This is a genomic window from Vibrio sp. nBUS_14 (genome assembly GCF_051201655.1).
Classification (GTDB): Bacteria; Pseudomonadota; Gammaproteobacteria; order Enterobacterales; family Vibrionaceae; genus Vibrio.
In genome coordinates this window covers 475,249-492,977 of sequence record NZ_CP179206.1, presented here as the reverse complement: position 1 = coordinate 492,977, position 17,729 = coordinate 475,249, and the positions used below count along the sequence as shown (strand labels likewise).

The following is a 17,729-nucleotide window of genomic DNA, read 5'->3' as shown; positions in this document are numbered from 1 at the left end:
GTTTGTAAGAAAGGCAGACCATCAATAATAAGGATAAAGTACATGACGCAGACAACATCACCGTCTCCAGATGTGCAAGAAATGGTGGCACAATCAGACACTGGTGCGCGTAGCCCTCGCGGTATTCAAGGCCGTATTTTATGGTTTGTGCCTCTATGTTGGTCACTGTTCCAACTTTGGTATGCATCTCCGCTGCCGTTCATTTTTAACTTCGCAATTTTAAACGATACCGAAGCTCGAGCAATTCACCTTACCTTTGCTATTTTCCTAGCATTTACCGCTTACCCAGCCATGAAGAACTCGCCGCGGGACTATATCCCGGCAGTCGACTGGGTATTAGCGCTTGTTGGTAGTTTTTCAGCTTCTTATATCTATATTTTCTATACGGAATTAGCCGGTCGTTCAGGCGCGCCAACAACATTCGATATTGTTGCAGCTGTGTTCGGTATGATTCTACTGCTTGAAGCAACTCGACGCGCTTTGGGTCCACCTCTTATGGTTGTGGCAGCAGTATTCCTACTTTACACCTTTGGCGGTCCTCATATGCCAGACGTGATTGCCCATAAAGGTGCGAGCCTTAACAAGGCAATGTCACATCTATGGCTAACGACAGAAGGTGTATTCGGTGTTGCTCTTGGCGTATCAACGTCATTCGTATTCTTGTTTGTACTGTTTGGTGCAATGCTAGAACGTGCAGGCGCTGGTGCTTACTTCATCAAAGTTGCGTTCTCTTTGCTTGGCCACATGAAAGGCGGTCCAGCAAAAGCAGCCGTTGTTGCATCTGGACTATCAGGTCTAGTGTCTGGTTCGTCTATTGCTAACGTGGTAACCACGGGCACTTTCACGATCCCTCTAATGAAAAGAGTTGGATTCTCCGGTGAAAAAGCCGGTGCTGTAGAAGTTGCTGCTTCAACCAATGGTCAATTAACCCCACCAATCATGGGTGCTGCTGCATTCTTGATGGTTGAATATGTAGGTATCTCGTATGTAGAAGTGATTAAAGCGGCACTATTACCTGCTCTTATCTCTTACATCGCCCTGATTTACATTGTTCACTTAGAAGCATGTAAAGCGGGTATGACTGGCCTACCTCGTCGTCACACACCAACTATCGTACAGAGCCTACTGTCTTTCACAGGTACCATTTTAGGTCTATGTGTCATCAGTGCTGCGGTTTACTACGGTGTTGGTTGGACAAAAGATGTGTTTGGCGATGCAGCAACCCCAATTGTTACCGTTGCTCTATTGATCGCTTATATAGCCTTGGTTCGAGTTTCAGCAAAATATGCGGCTGAAGGCGGCATGGACATCGATGCAGAGCTAACAGAAGTGCCAGATCCAGGTCCAACCATTAAGTCTGGCCTGCACTTCCTATTGCCTATCGTGGTTCTTGTTTGGTGTCTAACTGTAGAACGTTTCTCTCCAGGTCTTTCAGCCTTCTGGGCAACGGTATTCATGATCTTCATTTTGATCACACAGCGTCCTTTGATGACTCTGATGAACAAATCGGACGATCTTGCAGAGCAGACTAAAGCAGGTTTCGTTGACCTATTAGAAAGCTTAGTGTCAGGCGCGCGCAACATGATCGGTATCGGTGTAGCAACAGCTGCAGCAGGTACTGTTGTAGGCGTGGTGACTCTGACGGGTATCGGCTTGGTAATGACGGACTTCGTTGAGTTTATCTCAGGCGGTAGCATCATTCTTATGCTGCTATTCACTGCGGTAATCAGCTTAATCCTAGGTATGGGCTTACCAACAACGGCAAACTACATCGTTGTATCAACGCTGATGGCTCCGGTAATTGTTACCTTAGGCGCGGCGCATGGCCTAATCATCCCTCTGATTGCGGTTCACTTGTTCGTGTTCTACTTCGGTATCTTAGCCGATGATACACCTCCGGTTGGTTTGGCAGCCTTTGCGGCCGCCGCGATTGCAAAATCAGACCCGATCCGTACTGGTATTCAAGGCTTTACCTACGATATCCGAACCGCGATATTACCATTCATGTTCATTTTCAATACTCAACTACTATTGATGGGCATTGATTCTTGGTGGCATCTATTCCTAACGATCTTCTCTTCCGTGACTGCGGTACTTATCTTTGCAGCGGCAACGCAAGGTTGGTGGTTTACCAAGAATAAATGGTGGGAAACGATCCTATTATTGGTTCTAACTTTCTCTTTCTTCCGCCCTGGCTTCTGGTGGGACATGATTTATCCAGAAAAAGTTCTTTCACCTGGCGTTGAGATCGCTCAAATCACAGAAGGTCTACCTGTGGGACAATCTCTAGAGTTACGAGTGGGTGGCGAAAACTTAGAAGGTGACTATTCTGAGAAGACGGTTCGCCTTCCATTTGAAGATTCTGCGACAACAAGTGAAGACCGCCTTGCTTCAATGGGCTTAATGCTGACTAAATCTGAAGACAAGATGATTGTCGACATGGTTGAGTTCGGTAGCCCAGCAGAAGCGGCTGGCATTGACTTTGATTGGGAAATTAAATCAGTTATCCAAGACGCAGAAAGACCAATGAAAGAGTGGGTATTCTTACCATCCCTACTGATTCTAATTGGCTTAGCGATGAACCAAAGAAGGCGTGCTCGTAAGGATGAGATTAGCGCGTAATGGATAGAGCCAAGTAGTGCTCAACTCTATTTGGCTTTATTACATGGAAAGGATAATCACAGCGCTTGGTCAATACTAAGCGCTGATAAAAAAGAGAAAAACACATGTATAAACAAATCCTTGTTCCTGTTGATCTTAACGACAAAGGCTTTTCTGACAAAGCGGTTGAATTAGCGGTATGGCACGCAAAGCACAGCAATGCTGAAATCCATATCTTGAACGTATTGCCAGGCATTCACATGTCGATGGTTGCGTCTTACTTCCCGAAAGATGCCGCAAATCAAATGAAGCTTGATGTAAAAAATCAGCTAAAAGAGTTTGCTGATAAATACATCGACGATGAAGTGGTTTATAAGGTTCACGTTGCGGAAGGTAAAACTTACACAACGATTCTAGATTACGCGGAAAAGCTAGGTGCAGACCTAATTGTGATGCCTAGCCATAAGCGCTCGAAAATCGACAAAGTGGTACTGGGTTCAGTGGCGAGTAAAGTCGTACAGAATTCACCAATTAACGTATTGATTATCAAGCCTCAAGGTTAATGGCTAATGGCTAATGGCTAATGGCTTCTAGTTAATAAGCTAATAAGCTAATAAGCTAATAAGCTAATAAGCCAATACGCTCTGTCGAACTAAAGACAAAATATCGAAAAAGGTTGGCTCAAAGCCAGCCAACCTTTTTTATTTCTACTTCATCAAGTGCAGACTGCTGAATACAGCTTTAATTAACTGACGAGATTCTGCGGTTTCCCTTCAACAAACACATCAATGTTATCCATCAAAATATCTGAAAGCTTCTGAATTGAGCTATCACTACCCCACGCTACATGTGGCGTTAACAATAGATTCGGCAAGTGGCTATTCGCCAACAACGGATTCGAAATATCTGCGGGTTCTTGTGTGAACACATCCACGCCTGCGCCAGCAATCTCATGATTGATCAATGCTTCAACCAAGGCTTGCTCATCGACTAATCCACCGCGGCCAGCATTAATTAACACCGCACTTGGTTTCATCATTGTAAGCTCTCGCTCCGAAATCAGATTTCGGGTCGCTTCGGCCAACGGGCAATGTAAGCTGATCGCATCTGCTTGCTGTAAAACTGTCTCAAAAGGTAGATACCCTTCTCGACAAGAATCTCCCCCTTTGCGCTCAGCAAAGATGACGTTCATACCAATCGCTTTTGCCAATATCGCTGTCGCTTGTCCTAAGCCACCACTACCGATTAAGCCTAATGTACTGCCTGCAACATCTTGAATCGGATGAGTAAAGAAGCAGAATTGTTTGCCCTTCTGCCACTCGCCAGCCTCGATATCTTGATGATAACCAACGAGGTTTCGCTTAAGCGTAAACAGCATCGCGATAACATGTTCAGGTACCGATTGAGTCGCGTAGCCTTGCACGTTTGCCACCGCTATGTTGTTACTCTTGCAGTAGCCAACATCGACATTGTTCACTCCCGTTGCTGACACAGCGATCAACTTAAGTTGTTGGGCTTGAGCTAAATTATCAGCGTTGAGCACAACCTTATTGGTGATAACAACATCAGCGTCTTCAATTCGTTCAGACACTTGCTCAGGTGAAGTAAAGTCATACTCAACCCATTGATTTTCAAAGCTGAGAGGTTTTAAATGGATTTGAGATGGGATGGTCGCTCGGTCGAGAAAGGCCACTTTCAACTTCGGCATTGTAGGTCCTTGAATTGGTATTGGTGGCACCATTCTAAGCTTTTAGCTTACTGTAGTCTGGAAGCTCTGGCGCAATTTCAAAGTGCTGTTCGATTTGTGGTGAAGCTTGAGGGTAAAACTCGCATGGCACGAAGGCTTTGAACAGCTGATTATTCGCCGGATGATAGAAGCTCAGTTCACATGCGTGCAAAGCCAATCTATCGCTATAATCACAACCTTCAGGCCTTGAATAAAACTCGTCACCCACAATAGGGTTTCCCAACTCCATGCAATGAACACGCAACTGATGAGAGCGACCTGTAATGGGCAGCAATTTCAATAATGTCGTTTTAGGCTCTTGTTGCTCCACAATATATCGAGTCTGTGATGGTTTACCCTCGTCAAAACAGACTTTCTGCCTAGGGCGATTTGGCCAATCACAAATAAGCGGCAGATCAATCAAACCTTCGGCTTCTCCTACTGAACCCCATACTCGCGCGTAATAGAGTTTGTGTGTCAGTCGATATTGGAATTGCTTCTTCAGATGACGCTCAGCTTGTTTGTGTTTAGCGAGCAGCATCAATCCCGATGTCGACATGTCCAATCGATGCACAACCTGAACCTCCGGAAATTCGACAGCCAACCGACTCCACATACTGTCGTAGTGCTCTGGCAGTCTCCCCGGCACCGAAAGTAGGCCTGCTGGCTTGTTCACCACAAGAATATCCTCATCTTGATAGACAATATCAGTCCACGGTTCACTTGGTGGTGTGTACTGTTCTAACGCCATTAGAGCCTCTTAATTACTGGTTAATAAATAACTCACGGTCAATTTGTTTATTAATAAATACAATTTTCAACATCTTCGTACATAAAAGTTGACGAAGTTGCGAAACATGGTATTGATAAGGTAACGGAAAATAAGAACTAAGCCTCAAAGGAAAAACGATGGAAAGTACGGCTAAAACCACCACAACACCAACCTCCGCACCACTTTCAAGCCTGATTAAATCTCTTGGCCCAGGAATCATGATGGCCGCTGCTGCGGTCGGTGGATCTCACTTAGTCGCTTCAACGAAAGCGGGCGCCATTTATGGTTGGCAACTAGCCGCACTGATTCTTTTAGTTAACGTATTTAAGTACCCATTCTTTAGAGCTGGCATCCAATATACCCTTGGTACAGGGCAAAGTTTGGTGGAAGGATACTCTAATCTTAGCCGACCTTACCTTGTTATCTTTACGATACTGAGTGCTATTTCTGCCGTGGTCAATACCGGAGCCTTACTGTTATTCAGTGCAAGCTTGCTTAGTTACTTTGTTCCTTTTGACTTGGCCATCAGCACATTGTGCATGATCGTTTTAGCGACCTGCTTGATTATTGTATTCGCTGGCCATTATCGCGCGCTCGATACGCTGTCCAAAGCGATCATGGCGATCCTAACTATCACAACCTTGGCTGCCGTCGCTATTGCTATCGGCTCTCCAGTTGAACCTGATGCGGCTTTTGTTCCACCGTCGCCTTGGTCATTGGCTGCTATTGGCTTTATCGTGGTGACCATGGGTTGGATGCCCGCACCTATCGAGATTTCAAGCATCACCTCTATGTGGCTAAAAAGCCAAAAAGAGAAACAAGAAGTGACCGCTCAATCTGCGCTGTTCGATTTCAACGTGGGCTATATTGGCACAGCGTTGCTTGCACTGGTATTCGTTGCTTTAGGTGCACTGGTACTTCACGGCTCTGGCGTTGAGCTGTCTCGCTCTGGCGTTGGCTTCACCCATCAATTGGTAGGCATCTACGCTTCTACGATTGGTGAATGGTCTCGTCCACTGATCGCTCTTATCGCTTTCTTCTGTATTTTTGGCAGTACTATTACCGTTATTGATGGCTACTCACGCGTGCTTGCTGAATCACAGCGCCTGCTATTGAAAAAAGAATCGAGCCCTAGAATGCTGCAAGGCTGGATCATCATTGTCTCTCTCGCGGCATTGGCGATTGTAATGTTCTTCAGCGCAGCACTGATGCCAATGCTTGATTTTGCGATGGTGCTTGCCTTTGCGACTACGCCATTCTTCGCATTACTTAACTTCATTTTAGTAAGCAAAACTAAGCTTCCTGAAGCGCTCGCGATTGGCACTAAGCTAAAATGCTTGTCTGTGGCAGGTCTGGTTTACCTATTTGGTTTCCTAGCCGTATTTGTTTGGTGGAAATGGGTAATGTAATTCCTTTGCCATTACACCTTTCAACAATCAAAACACCTTTCAAACGCTAGATAAAAAGAAGGCCTTCATCATGAAGGCCTTCTTTTGTTAAAGCATTTAGCTCATTCAAAGCTAGTTGTGAGAAACCACAATCAAACGTAGTGAATCGAGCTGAACCTGAGCTTTGCTGATGTAACCTGTCAGTTCATTGATTTGAGCTTCGATAACCTCTAGCTCTTCATCACGAATATTAGGGTTGACCGCTTTAAGCGCTTGCAGGCGCTCTAATTCACCGTTCAAGTTAGTTTGCATCTCTTTCTGAGCTTGCTGACGAACTTCTTCAACCTTCGGAAGGACATGCGTCTCACCCGCTTCAATTAGCTTGTGAATCTCGCCTTGTACCGAGTTCACTAGCTTGCTCGCTAAATGACGGTTTACCGGGCTTAACTGACGGTTAAAGCTATCGAACTCAACCTGAGCAGATAAATCGTTACCACGACCATCCATCATCAAGCGAATCGGCGTCTTAGGTAAGAACTGGCTGATACCGCTGCGCTTTGGCGCTTGTGCATCAACAAGGTAAACCAACTCAAGTAGAATCGTACCAACTGGCAGCGCTTTGTTCTTCAGTAGAGATACCGCAGACGCACCCACACCTTCACTCAATAGCAGATCAATACCGCCCTGAATCATTGGGTGTTCCCAGCTAATGAAGTTCATGTCTTCACGAGATAGCGCGGTTTCACGGTCAAACGTAATCGTTGCACCTTCATAAGGTAAGCCTGGGTAGCTTGGTACCATCATGTGTTCAGAAGGTGTCACGACTAGCGCATTTTCACCTTTGTCATCTTGGTTCAGACCAATGGTATCAAACAGACTCAGCGCAAACGAAACGAGGTTAGTATCACCATCGGTAGACGCAATTTTCTCTGCAATCTCATGGGCTTTATCGCCACCATTTGAGTGCATCTCTAGTAGACGATCTCGGCCTTTTTCTAGATCCGATTTCAGGCTTTGGTTTAGCTTCGCTGATTCTTCAATCACTTCATCAAGCTGCTCGGTATTACCAGATGCCAGCATTTCGATCAGTACATCAGAATACTTATCGTAAACCGTGCGACCAGTAGGACAAGTCTCTGCAAATGCATTCAGACCTTCATCGAACCAACGCGCTAGAATCGCTTGCGATGTGCCTTTTAGGTAAGGAACATGAATGTCGATATCACGAAGCTGACCGATACGGTCCAAACGACCAATACGTTGTTCAAGCAAATCTGGATTGAACGGAAGATCGAACATCACTAACTGGTTAGCAAATTGGAAGTTACGACCTTCAGAACCGATTTCGCTACAGATAAGCACCTGAGCGCCGCCCTCTTCTTGAGCAAAGTAAGCCGCAGCTTTATCACGCTCTAGAATCGACATCCCTTCGTGGAATACCGTTGCACGCACACCTTCACGCTCACGTAGAGCTTGTTCCAGCTGCAGAGCCGTACTCTCACGCGAAGCGATCACTAGGATCTTTTCGCTACGCTTGTCTTGGATCTTTTCAATCAACCAGTTCACACGTGAATCGAACTGCCACCAGCTTGAATCTTCACCTTCAAACTCTTGAAAGATCTCTTCTGGGTACAACATCTTCATTGCACGAGCTTCAGGTGCCATCTTGCCACCGATCATGCCCGATACACGCATCGAGGTTGTGTACTGCGTTGGAATGTCCATCGGCAGTAGGTTTACATTACGCTTAGGGAAGCCTTTGATTGCAGCACGTGTGTTTCTAAATAGAACACGACCGGTACCATGGCGATCCATAAGGTTATCAATCAGTTCTTGGCGAGCTAACGCTTGCTCTTCTTCACTGCTATCACCTTCAATAACTCGGAATAGAGGTTCAACATCTTGCTCAGAAAGAAGCTCTGTAATTTGGTTCTTCGCACTGTTTTCAAGCTTCACGCCAGAGAACAATGCCGTTACCGCATCAGCAACAGGGGCGTATTGGTCTTCTTCTTCAACGAATGCTTCGTAATCGTAGAAGCGATCAGGATCAAGCAGACGCAGACGCGCAAAGTGGCTCTCACGACCCAGCTGCTCAGGGGTCGCTGTCAGTAGTAGTACACCAGATGTATTTTCAGCTAAGCCTTCAACCACTTGGTATTCACGACTTGGCTTATCTTGGCTCCACTCAAGGTGGTGTGCTTCATCGACAACCAATAGGTCCCATTCACCTTCAAGAGCTTGCTCGTAACGCTTGCGGCTCTTACGTAGGAAGTCCAGTGAACACAGAACGTATTGCTGAGTATCAAATGGGTTGTCAGATTCAGCAAAAGATTCAATGCAGCGCTCTTCATCAAAGATAGAAAAGTGCAGGTTGAAACGACGCATCATCTCTACAAGCCATTGATGCTGAAGCGTTTCAGGTACCACAATCAAGATACGTTCAGCACGGCCAGACAACACCTGTTGGTGGATGATCATGCCCGCTTCGATGGTTTTACCTAGGCCAACTTCATCGGCGAGTAAAACACGCGGAGCGTGACGACGACCCACTTCATGTGCAATGTAAAGCTGATGAGGGATAAGACCTGCACGCATACCACACAAGCCACGCATTGGGCTTTTATGTTGTTGGTATTGGTTGCTTAAAGCACGGTAGCGCAAGACAAAGTTATCCATGCGATCAATTTGACCAGCATACAATTTATCTTGAGGTTTGTTAAAACGGATTTGGTTGCTTAAGAAGATTTCTCGTAGAGCCACATCCGCTTCTTGAGTATCTTCACGAGTACCCATGTAAGTCAGAATACCTTTGCCTTCGATCACTTGCTCAACCGATAAAGACCAACCCTCTTGGCACTCGATGACGTCGCCGACATTAAACGTTACTCGGGTTACGGGAGCATCCGTTCGTGCATACACACGATTTTCTTCTGATGCTGCAAACATTACTGTCACTGTTCGAGCATCCATTGCTACAACGGTACCTAAACCTAAATCGCTCTCCGTATCGCTTATCCAGCGTTGCCCCAAAGCAAATGTCATGAATCGACTACCTCAATCTTATAGTTGGAATTTGGTCTTTTTAACTACATTGTTTCTTTTTAACTACATTGTTATCAGAATTTTCTGACTCTCAAAATAAAAATATAGCTAAAAATGCCTAATTTGCAGCCACTTTTAAAGTGCGCTTAAGATAAAAATCATCTTAAGGAAATGGTGCAGAAAAAGGTCGCTAATCTTACTCGATGCTGTGATTTAGGTCACGTCTAAAGGCTGCTATTTCATGCTTTTTTTCTGTTTTCGCTAATGCAATCAAACTGTCAAAAATTCTTGGTTACTCTAGAGGGAGTAGATAAGTTATTTCGAGCAGACTCTTCATATTTGAGCTATTACTACTAGAGGTAGGATCTACTCGGTGTACTTTTGATAAGTGCTTGATAGTAATGCCGTCAAACACATCAAGAGTTTGCTAGCGTTCAATCAACCCATTCGAGCCACATGGTGGCAAGGAGATACTATGGGCGATACCAATCGGAAATTATTTGTTCTAGATACCAATATCTTACTTCACGAACCCTTTGCTATATTTTCGTTTCAGGAGCACGATGTCGTCATCCCAATGACGGTACTCGAAGAACTCGACAGAATTAAGGACAGTAAACGCGATGTTGCTCGCGATGCCAGAGTCGCAATCAGAGCATTAGAAGATCTTTTCCATGACGCAACGCCAGACAAAATATCCGAAGGCATTCCTTTCTCAACCGATGTAAGCGCTTCAGGCACTATTTCAATACTCGCAGACTACGAACTCCAAGAAAGCATTAAAGCCTTTGCCGACGATAAGGCTGGTGATAATCGCATTCTCAATGGTGTGTTGTACTTACAAAATAAACGCGCGCCACGAGAAGTGGTACTCATTACCAAAGACATCAACATGCGCTTACGAGCCAAAGGTGCTGGTGTACGCTTTGTTGAGGACTACCAAACCGACCAATTAATTGATGACGTCCAATATCTCACTAAGGGCTTTCAACAGCTTGAAGGGTCATTTTGGGATGCTATAGACAATGTTGAAAGTCAGAATCTTGGAGGAAAAACACTGCACACCCTCGCAAGAACAGCATTCGAACCTACGTTCATCAATCAATACATTATTGATCAAGACAGTGACTTTGCTGCTCGTGTCGAAGAGATTGAACCGGAAACTATCACCCTGCGAGACTTAAGCCGAGAACGATTAATGAACCGCAGGGCGTGGGATATTACGCCAAAGAACATCTATCAAGGCATAGCGATTGATGCGTTACTTGACCCCGATATTGATTTGGTGATTTTAACGGGTGCTGCGGGGAGCGGAAAAACCTTGCTTGCCATGGCAGCCGCTCTTGAACAAACCATTGAGCTTAAACATTTCGATAAGATCATCGTAACCCGAAACACACCTGACATCGGTGAATCCATTGGTTTTCTTCCCGGAACCGAGGAAGAGAAGATGTTGCCTTGGTTAGCTGCGGTGACCGATACACTCGAAGCGCTGCACAAGAATGATCACTGCACCGAAGGATCGATGAAATACATCTGCGATAAAGCCAATATCCAGTTCAAATCAATCAACTTCATGCGTGGCCGTTCGATCCAGAATGCGTTTGTACTGCTGGATGAGTGTCAAAACCTCACCGCGTCTCAAATCAAAACCATCATCACCCGTTGTGGTGAAGGCACCAAGATCGTCTGTTCAGGAAACCTGGCTCAGATAGACTCTTCCTACTTAACCCCTGTGACATCAGGCCTCACCTACATGGTAGAGCGTTTTAAAAACTTCGAAGGCAGTGCCAATATCCACCTTAATGGTGTGGTGCGTAGCCGACTGGCAGAGTTTGCTGAAGAGAACATGTAGACAATTATGTACGTTCACTGAATCAGTAACCTAAAAACAAAAAAGCGCCTCACATTGGAGGCGCTTCTAACTTCTAGGAATCTGAAATTCTAATCAAACATGGCTAGCCTGAATTACTCAGTACCACCAACCGTTAGTGAGTCTAGTTTCAATGTTGGTTGACCAACACCGACTGGCACACTTTGACCAGCCTTACCACACACACCAACACCACGGTCGATGCTTAGATCGTTGCCGACCATAGATACTTGCTGCATCGCTTCGATGCCAGAACCGATTAGCGTTGCGCCTTTCACTGGGTGAGTGATCTTACCGTTTTCAATCATGTACGCTTCAGAAGCCGAGAACACGAACTTACCAGAAGTAATATCAACCTGACCACCACCAAAGTTAGGTGCGTAGATGCCTCTCTCAACCGTCGCAATGATCTCTTCCGGTGTGTGTTCACCCGGTAGCATGTATGTGTTGGTCATACGCGGCATTGGAAGATGCGCGTAAGACTCACGACGACCGTTACCGGTTGGTGCCACACCCATTAGACGAGCATTAAGCTTATCCTGCATGTAGCCTTTTAGGATGCCGTTTTCGATTAGCGTGTTGTACTGACCATTCACACCTTCATCATCCACGTTCAATGAACCACGAAGATCAGTCAATGTACCGTCATCAACAATCGTACATAGGCTTGATGTAACTTGCTCGCCGATCTTGCCAGAAAAGACTGAAGACTCTTTACGGTTAAAGTCACCTTCTAAACCGTGGCCTACCGCTTCATGTAGAAGAACGCCTGGCCAACCAGAACCCAGAACAACTGGCATTGCGCCCGCAGGTGCAGCAACCGCTTCAAGGTTAACTAGCGCTTGGCGAATCGCTTCATCAGCAAATTGGTAAGCAACTTGGGAGCCGTCAACATCACTTAAAAAGAAATCGTAACCAAAACGACCACCGCCACCAGCACTGCCACGCTCACGACGATCGCCTTTCTGCGCAAGTACGCTGATTGATAGACGAACTAGCGGACGAACATCACCAGCGAAAGTGCCGTCAGTCGCGGCAACAAGCATTTGCTCGTGTACACCGCTTAGACTCACTGATACTTCAGTGATCATTGGTTCTTTGGTTCGAATGTAAGCATCAAGCGCTTTTAGTAATTCTGTTTTTTGCTGTTTTTCCCAGCTTGCTAGCGGGTTAACTGCGTCATAGTAAGCTTGGTTCGAGTTACGCTTAAATGCATGAACTTTACCGTTTTGACCTTGCTTCGCAATACCACGAGCTGCAATTGCGCTCTGCTTAAGACCATCCAATTGGATTTGATCTGAGTAAGCAAAACCGGTTTTTTCGCCAGATACAGCACGAACGCCAACACCGCAGTCGATATTAAAAGAGCCATCTTTAATGATGCTATCTTCTAGTACCAACGACTCGTGCCAGCTCGATTGGAAATAGATATCAGCATAATCAATTTGGCGGGTAGCAATACTCGCCAGTGTATCTGCGATATTTTGCTCCGTCAGCCCTGTCGGGTTTAGTAGCGCTTCTTCAATTTGATTAATGCTCATAAATGGCTCTTGTTTAAAATTAAAATTGATTGGTAAATCGAGAGTGCTGCGCTATTGGCATATTCTGCCTGATCGATTCGCAACTGGATGTGTCTATCTCAACCACCATACTTTTAGGGTCTTGGTCTAACTGTGCGACCACCCGCCCCCATGGATCAACCACCATTGAGTGTCCCCATGTTTCTCTTTGGCAAGGATGCTTTCCCCCTTGCCCTACCGCAACAATCCAAGACTGAGTCTCGATGGCACGGCACCTTAATAAGGCTTCCCAGTGAGCTTGACCAGTAACGGCCGTAAACGCCGCGGGAACCACGATGATCTGCGCACCTTGCTTGCGTAACTCGGAATACAAGTGAGGAAAGCGCACATCATAACAAATACTCAAACCTAAGCGACCAAAAGGCGTTTCCGTTGTCACAACTCGGTCACCCGACGTGAAAATATCGGACTCGCGATAACATTTATGCGCATCAGCCACATCAACGTCAAACATGTGCAGCTTATCGTAATGAGTCACTAAGGCGCCAAAATCATCGATAACTAATGTGCTCGTAGTCACACCTGCAGCCGTTTGAATTGGCATACTACCGACAACAATCCAAACACGGTGTCGCTTTGCTAGCTCCGATAGTTTCTGCTGCAAAGGCCCATTATTAAGAGGTTCTGCATATTGGTGATAATCGGCTTTATTGCCGAACACTAATGCATTCTCAGGACACACAACCCACTTAGCCCCTAACGTCTTGCACTTTGCTACCTCGTGCTCAAGGTAATCAAGGTTCTGCTCAGGAACTGGGCCTGACGTCATTTGAATCAATCCAACACAATCCATGTGCACCGCTTCTCCATTCATTATGATTCAGAAATCCGAATTTAGCCGCATATAAACTGACTCGCCTCTCACGACTATTCCGCTAATTTCCTAAGCTTCTCTGGTAACTGAAACTCACCTGAGCTACGCGAAAGCTCGCTGACGATTGGCGAGTCCAGCGGACCTTTTACTGAGTAATTGACTTGAGTAAAGACCTCAACAACCGGTGAAATAACCGTGGTCACCGCCAATACATATAGCGCCGTTTGTGGGGTTACCGCAAACGCCGTTAATACTGGGATTCCTGACGTGATATCTGGAGTGAAGTTGACCTCTGCATCGACCTGACGAGTGTTCAGATTCGCGATACCTTTGATCTTCATTTCACCGGCAGCCGCATCCATGTTCAGATCATTGGTTAAGAAGATACCATTTTGGATTTCGCCAGTACCCGTAATGCTGTTGAATGCCATACCTTTATCAAACACATCAGAGAAATCGAGCTGCATCTTACGGATAATCGAATCTAGACTAAACAGGCCAAGCAATCGAGCCGCGCCACTTACGTCCGAGATGAAGCCTTTACCCAGTTCGGTTTTAACATTGCCGCCAATGGTATCCATCTGAATACCCCATGGAGAACCGTCCCACTCAAGCTGACCTTCCAACGCAAAAGGGGCTTTTTGAATCCCTGACGTAATACCGAAGCGTTCCATTAACTCACTGTTATTTTCACCTTCGACATCAATCGATAACGATGAATGACTCTTGTCACCATTCAGTGCCCACCAGCCACTCACATCGGCTTTATTGTTTCCGCTTCGAACTTGAATCTTGTTCCACTCAATACGATCGCCTTGCCTTGCTAGCTCAACATCGACCTTACCGACTTTATAGCCTTGCAACCAAAAATCGTTCAGTGTGAGCTTAAGATTAGGCATCGCATCATAGATCTTTTTATCAAGTTCAGAGATCAACGGTGCTTCTTGCTCTTTGCGTTGCAGCAATGGCTCCTGCTTTGATTTATCGCTCCATTCAGGAACAAACAGATGCAAGCGATCCAATGACACGGTTAAATCATAAGGAGGCAGATAATTAATATCCCCTTCTAACTCTTGGCTTGATACTTCCATTTGCCAAGCTTGCTTATTCTTACGCGCACTAAAATCAACATCATTCCAAGAAATGCCCCCTAAGATCAGCTCCTTACTTTCAAAAGTCACACGACTTGGAGCCGGAATAGTTGGTGTGTTCATTTGGCTCAGAACAGCGGTTGACGACTGTACCGGCTCCATAAGTACCGAAAGCCAATCATCAGCATTAAACTTATCAGTGCGAATCAATGCATGGTGGCCAACTACCGGGCTAATCTTATAGCCACCTCGACCTAATACTAGATTAGTTGCAGTTAATTCGGGCACTTCACCCGTAATATCAATTTCAGCTTGATACTTGGTATTCGGCAGTTGCAGGCGCGCAGTAATGGCTTCTTGGTTGCCCGAGGCTTGTAACCTAGCAGAACCACTCTCCAGAGATTTTTTCGCCAATGGATAAGGGTAATCGCTCGCAAGATATTTTAGGTCAGACTGCAAATCCAATTGGTAAGTAAAACCGATATCATTCAATTGGATATCAATCTGACTTTGCCATTGCGCATGACCAGACAGGCGACTCAACCACTGTTCGCCAATATAAGGCTCTAGAGGTTTCACGTCCCAGTCACCTAAAACATCGATATCAACCGCATAACCAGGGCCGTCATTAAGGCCTTTAAAATCAACAGAGATGCCTTGTTTTAATAAATCAGCAGATAAGCCATTCGCCGTGATGACATCATTATCAAACTCGATACGTCCCGTTGTGTTTTCGAGCACCATTGGCGGTGCCTCAATCTCAACATGGTTACCTTTGAGATCGGCATAACCCCATGCTCTTGGCTCTTTTTCTGAATCAAAAGGAATATTGAGTTGGAATTCAGACGATATATCACCACTCACTTGCAGCGCCGTCAAGGCAGCACCCACAGAGTCAACCAATGGCGAAGCCGTCATATAATCACGAACAGCATTACCCGAAGCCGTCGCTTTTGCTTCAATCTCAATATGGCCGCCTTCTCCTAAATAAGGAACACGCCCGGTAATACGGTCAGCCGTTACGTCCATCAATTGAGCAGAGCGCGAATCAAGGTGCATCGCATCATTTTCAAACAGGAGATCAAGCTGAAGATCGGTGATCAGTGGCCACGCCGTATCAAAGCTGAACTTCGCATTTTCTAGGCTAACCCAAACTTGGAAGATCCCGTCATTGTTAGTGTATGGGTATTGACCCAGTTCACCATGCCATAACAGTTTTACCGTATCAGCTTTGCCCGCTTGAATCGCAGTTGAAAGGTAATCGGTTAGATCTTGTCCAAGTGCCAACGTTGGTAAATAACGCCATGTTTCACCCACATTGTAAGCGTCCGCTTCACCGTAGAAAGACAAGAACGGGCTCGCATCATTCGGGAAGTCCAAACGAAATGCACCTAAGACTTGTAAGTCTGGCGTTGCTGCAGTGATTTTATCAGACCAAAGCTGCCAACCGTTTTCATCTTGCTGCCAAACAATATCAACCTGACCTTGCTTGATATTGAGAGGCGCTTGGAATACGTCGCCATAAGGGAACACATCATCAACAACGTGCAAACTGGCTTTCGCTTGTGACGCAGAACCAAATACACTGCCTGATACTTGGCTAAAGCCCGGGGCCATTTCCCACTGCTCGATGGCAAGATCACTAAAGCTCGCTGAATAACGTAAGCTTTCGATGCCTGAATCCATTGAGACCCGAATATCAAAAACGGATCCACCCGGCTTCAACGAATTGATCATATTGGTTGATTGCGCATAATCTGGCATCAACTTGATTAACGGGGTAATAGTTTCCACATCAAGTTCAGAGACATTAAGTTGCCACGGACCTTTATTCCACTTGAAGGCAACATCGAGTTCGGGCCAAGGCCTATCATCCGTTCTAAGGTTAAGTGAGTGGCCATTCACTTGCCACCCATGCTCAATGGGAGACAACTTAAAAACGCCTGATTCAAACATCAAATCATGTTGGCCATCTTCGTTCCAACTCAATTCCGACGGCAGCACTTCTATGTAGGTATTTACCGGCTTACTGTTTTTCAGGGTAACCCAACTGTTCAGGCTCACCGTGCCCGTTTCTATGCCGGATTCGGCCAGCATGTGACGAGTTAGCCATGGTTTAACCAAGATGTTATCTGCACTCACATAGAACTCACCGGTCACATCGGCCAATGAGCCACCATCGATAAAGTTAGCACTTACTGACAACGAATTAAGGTTGGCGTCTTTAATGCTCACAACACCTTCCGCGAGGTGGTGCTTACCTGAGTTTTTCCACTTTAAGGTTTCGAAATCGAGCTGGCGCTCTTCATCAGAGATGGTTCGATAAAGGAGAGAGGAGTCTTTGGCGGTCACATCCACTAACGTTTTTAGAAGTAAGTTATCCAGCTCTTGCATCACCCGCTTGGAAGAGCCTGACTTTTTAGGTTTATCTTTGCCGCTCTGCCCCGCAAACAGATCGATCGAACGTATATCCAGATACATTCGATTCATTACAAGGTCTGCAACAACAGGACGCATCTGTACCAGAGATTGAATCAAATCAAATTCAACGTCGACACGTTCTACAGAGAAGGTCACATCTTCAGCATTAGGAAGACGGGCTTGAACGCCTTGCAGCGCGATAGAGGGGTGAGTGTTACGCCAAAATCCACCCACATCTTGAATAGAAAATTCAAAACCGGAATGTTGGTTTACCCAAAGCTCAATTTCAGATTGATACTTATTTAAATTGGGTAAGGCGACACGCAGTGTAGTGACAGCAATGGCTAGCGTTACTAAGAGAGTAACCACTAACCATAGACACGTACGTAACATCAGAGTAACAGTAGAACTCACAAAATAT

Annotated in this window: 10 protein-coding genes; 4 read left to right on the top strand and 6 right to left on the bottom strand. The window is 45.7% G+C overall.

What is annotated here, in order from left to right; genetic code table 11:
* Window positions 1-42 precede the first annotated feature (42 nt).
* The gene (locus ACMAZD_RS02330) at window positions 43-2,622 is read left to right on the top strand and encodes a TRAP transporter permease (protein WP_435248417.1); all 2,580 of its coding nucleotides are present in this window, start codon (window positions 43-45) and stop codon (window positions 2,620-2,622) included.
* A 104-nt stretch (window positions 2,623-2,726) separates the two neighbouring features.
* The gene (locus tag ACMAZD_RS02325; RefSeq protein ID WP_435248416.1) at window positions 2,727-3,164 is read left to right on the top strand and encodes a universal stress protein; all 438 of its coding nucleotides are present in this window, start codon (window positions 2,727-2,729) and stop codon (window positions 3,162-3,164) included.
* Between the two features lie 182 nt (window positions 3,165-3,346).
* On the opposite strand, the gene ACMAZD_RS02320 is transcribed toward ACMAZD_RS02325, so the two are convergent.
* Together ACMAZD_RS02320 and ACMAZD_RS02315 are read right to left on the bottom strand one after the other, a co-directional pair.
* The gene (locus ACMAZD_RS02320) at window positions 3,347-4,309 is read right to left on the bottom strand and encodes a D-2-hydroxyacid dehydrogenase (RefSeq protein ID WP_435248415.1); all 963 of its coding nucleotides are present in this window, start codon (window positions 4,307-4,309) and stop codon (window positions 3,347-3,349) included.
* Between the two features lie 34 nt (window positions 4,310-4,343).
* Window positions 4,344-5,078, bottom strand: a complete 735-nt coding sequence (locus ACMAZD_RS02315; protein WP_435248414.1) for a pseudouridine synthase — start codon at window positions 5,076-5,078, stop codon at window positions 4,344-4,346.
* Between the two features lie 158 nt (window positions 5,079-5,236).
* Here ACMAZD_RS02315 and ACMAZD_RS02310 point away from each other — a divergent pair, with 158 nt between their 5' ends.
* Window positions 5,237-6,508, top strand: a complete 1,272-nt coding sequence (locus tag ACMAZD_RS02310; protein ID WP_435248413.1) for an NRAMP family divalent metal transporter — start codon at window positions 5,237-5,239, stop codon at window positions 6,506-6,508.
* 111 nt (window positions 6,509-6,619) lie between these two features.
* Here the strand turns inward: ACMAZD_RS02310 and rapA are convergent, their stop codons facing one another.
* Complete coding sequence (gene rapA, locus ACMAZD_RS02305) at window positions 6,620-9,529, bottom strand: RNA polymerase-associated protein RapA (protein ID WP_435248412.1); 2,910 nt, start codon at window positions 9,527-9,529, stop codon at window positions 6,620-6,622.
* A gap of 475 nt (window positions 9,530-10,004) precedes the next feature.
* On the opposite strand from rapA, the gene ACMAZD_RS02300 reads away from it, so the two are divergent.
* Window positions 10,005-11,384, top strand: coding sequence for a PhoH family protein (locus tag ACMAZD_RS02300; protein ID WP_435248411.1), 1,380 nt, complete (start codon window positions 10,005-10,007; stop codon window positions 11,382-11,384).
* A 113-nt stretch (window positions 11,385-11,497) separates the two neighbouring features.
* On the opposite strand, the gene tldD is transcribed toward ACMAZD_RS02300, so the two are convergent.
* The 3 genes from tldD to ACMAZD_RS02285 all read right to left on the bottom strand — a co-directional run bounded on the left by tldD (window position 11,498) and on the right by ACMAZD_RS02285 (window position 17,722).
* Window positions 11,498-12,943: a metalloprotease TldD gene (gene tldD / locus ACMAZD_RS02295; RefSeq protein ID WP_102270910.1), complete on the bottom strand. Its 1,446-nt coding sequence runs from the start codon at window positions 12,941-12,943 to the stop codon at window positions 11,498-11,500.
* A 19-nt stretch (window positions 12,944-12,962) separates the two neighbouring features.
* Window positions 12,963-13,775, bottom strand: a complete 813-nt coding sequence (locus ACMAZD_RS02290; RefSeq protein ID WP_435249314.1) for a carbon-nitrogen hydrolase family protein — start codon at window positions 13,773-13,775, stop codon at window positions 12,963-12,965.
* A gap of 74 nt (window positions 13,776-13,849) precedes the next feature.
* Complete coding sequence (locus tag ACMAZD_RS02285) at window positions 13,850-17,722, bottom strand: YhdP family protein (protein ID WP_435248410.1); 3,873 nt, start codon at window positions 17,720-17,722, stop codon at window positions 13,850-13,852.
* Window positions 17,723-17,729: the final 7 nt, after the last annotated feature.

Excerpts from the sequence above, each read along its gene's own strand:
- ACMAZD_RS02320 (WP_435248415.1), bottom strand. The coding sequence starts at position 4,309 with ATGCCGAAGTTGAAAGTGGCCTTTCTCGACCGAGCGACCATCCCATCT.
- ACMAZD_RS02315 (WP_435248414.1), bottom strand. The coding sequence starts at position 5,078 with ATGGCGTTAGAACAGTACACACCACCAAGTGAACCGTGGACTGATATT.
- ACMAZD_RS02325 (WP_435248416.1), top strand. The coding sequence starts at position 2,727 with ATGTATAAACAAATCCTTGTTCCTGTTGATCTTAACGACAAAGGCTTT.
- ACMAZD_RS02330 (WP_435248417.1), top strand. The coding sequence starts at position 43 with ATGACGCAGACAACATCACCGTCTCCAGATGTGCAAGAAATGGTGGCA.
- rapA (WP_435248412.1), bottom strand. The coding sequence starts at position 9,529 with ATGACATTTGCTTTGGGGCAACGCTGGATAAGCGATACGGAGAGCGAT.
- ACMAZD_RS02300 (WP_435248411.1), top strand. The coding sequence starts at position 10,005 with ATGGGCGATACCAATCGGAAATTATTTGTTCTAGATACCAATATCTTA.
- tldD (WP_102270910.1), bottom strand. The coding sequence starts at position 12,943 with ATGAGCATTAATCAAATTGAAGAAGCGCTACTAAACCCGACAGGGCTG.
- ACMAZD_RS02290 (WP_435249314.1), bottom strand. The coding sequence starts at position 13,775 with ATGGATTGTGTTGGATTGATTCAAATGACGTCAGGCCCAGTTCCTGAG.
- ACMAZD_RS02310 (WP_435248413.1), top strand. The coding sequence starts at position 5,237 with ATGGAAAGTACGGCTAAAACCACCACAACACCAACCTCCGCACCACTT.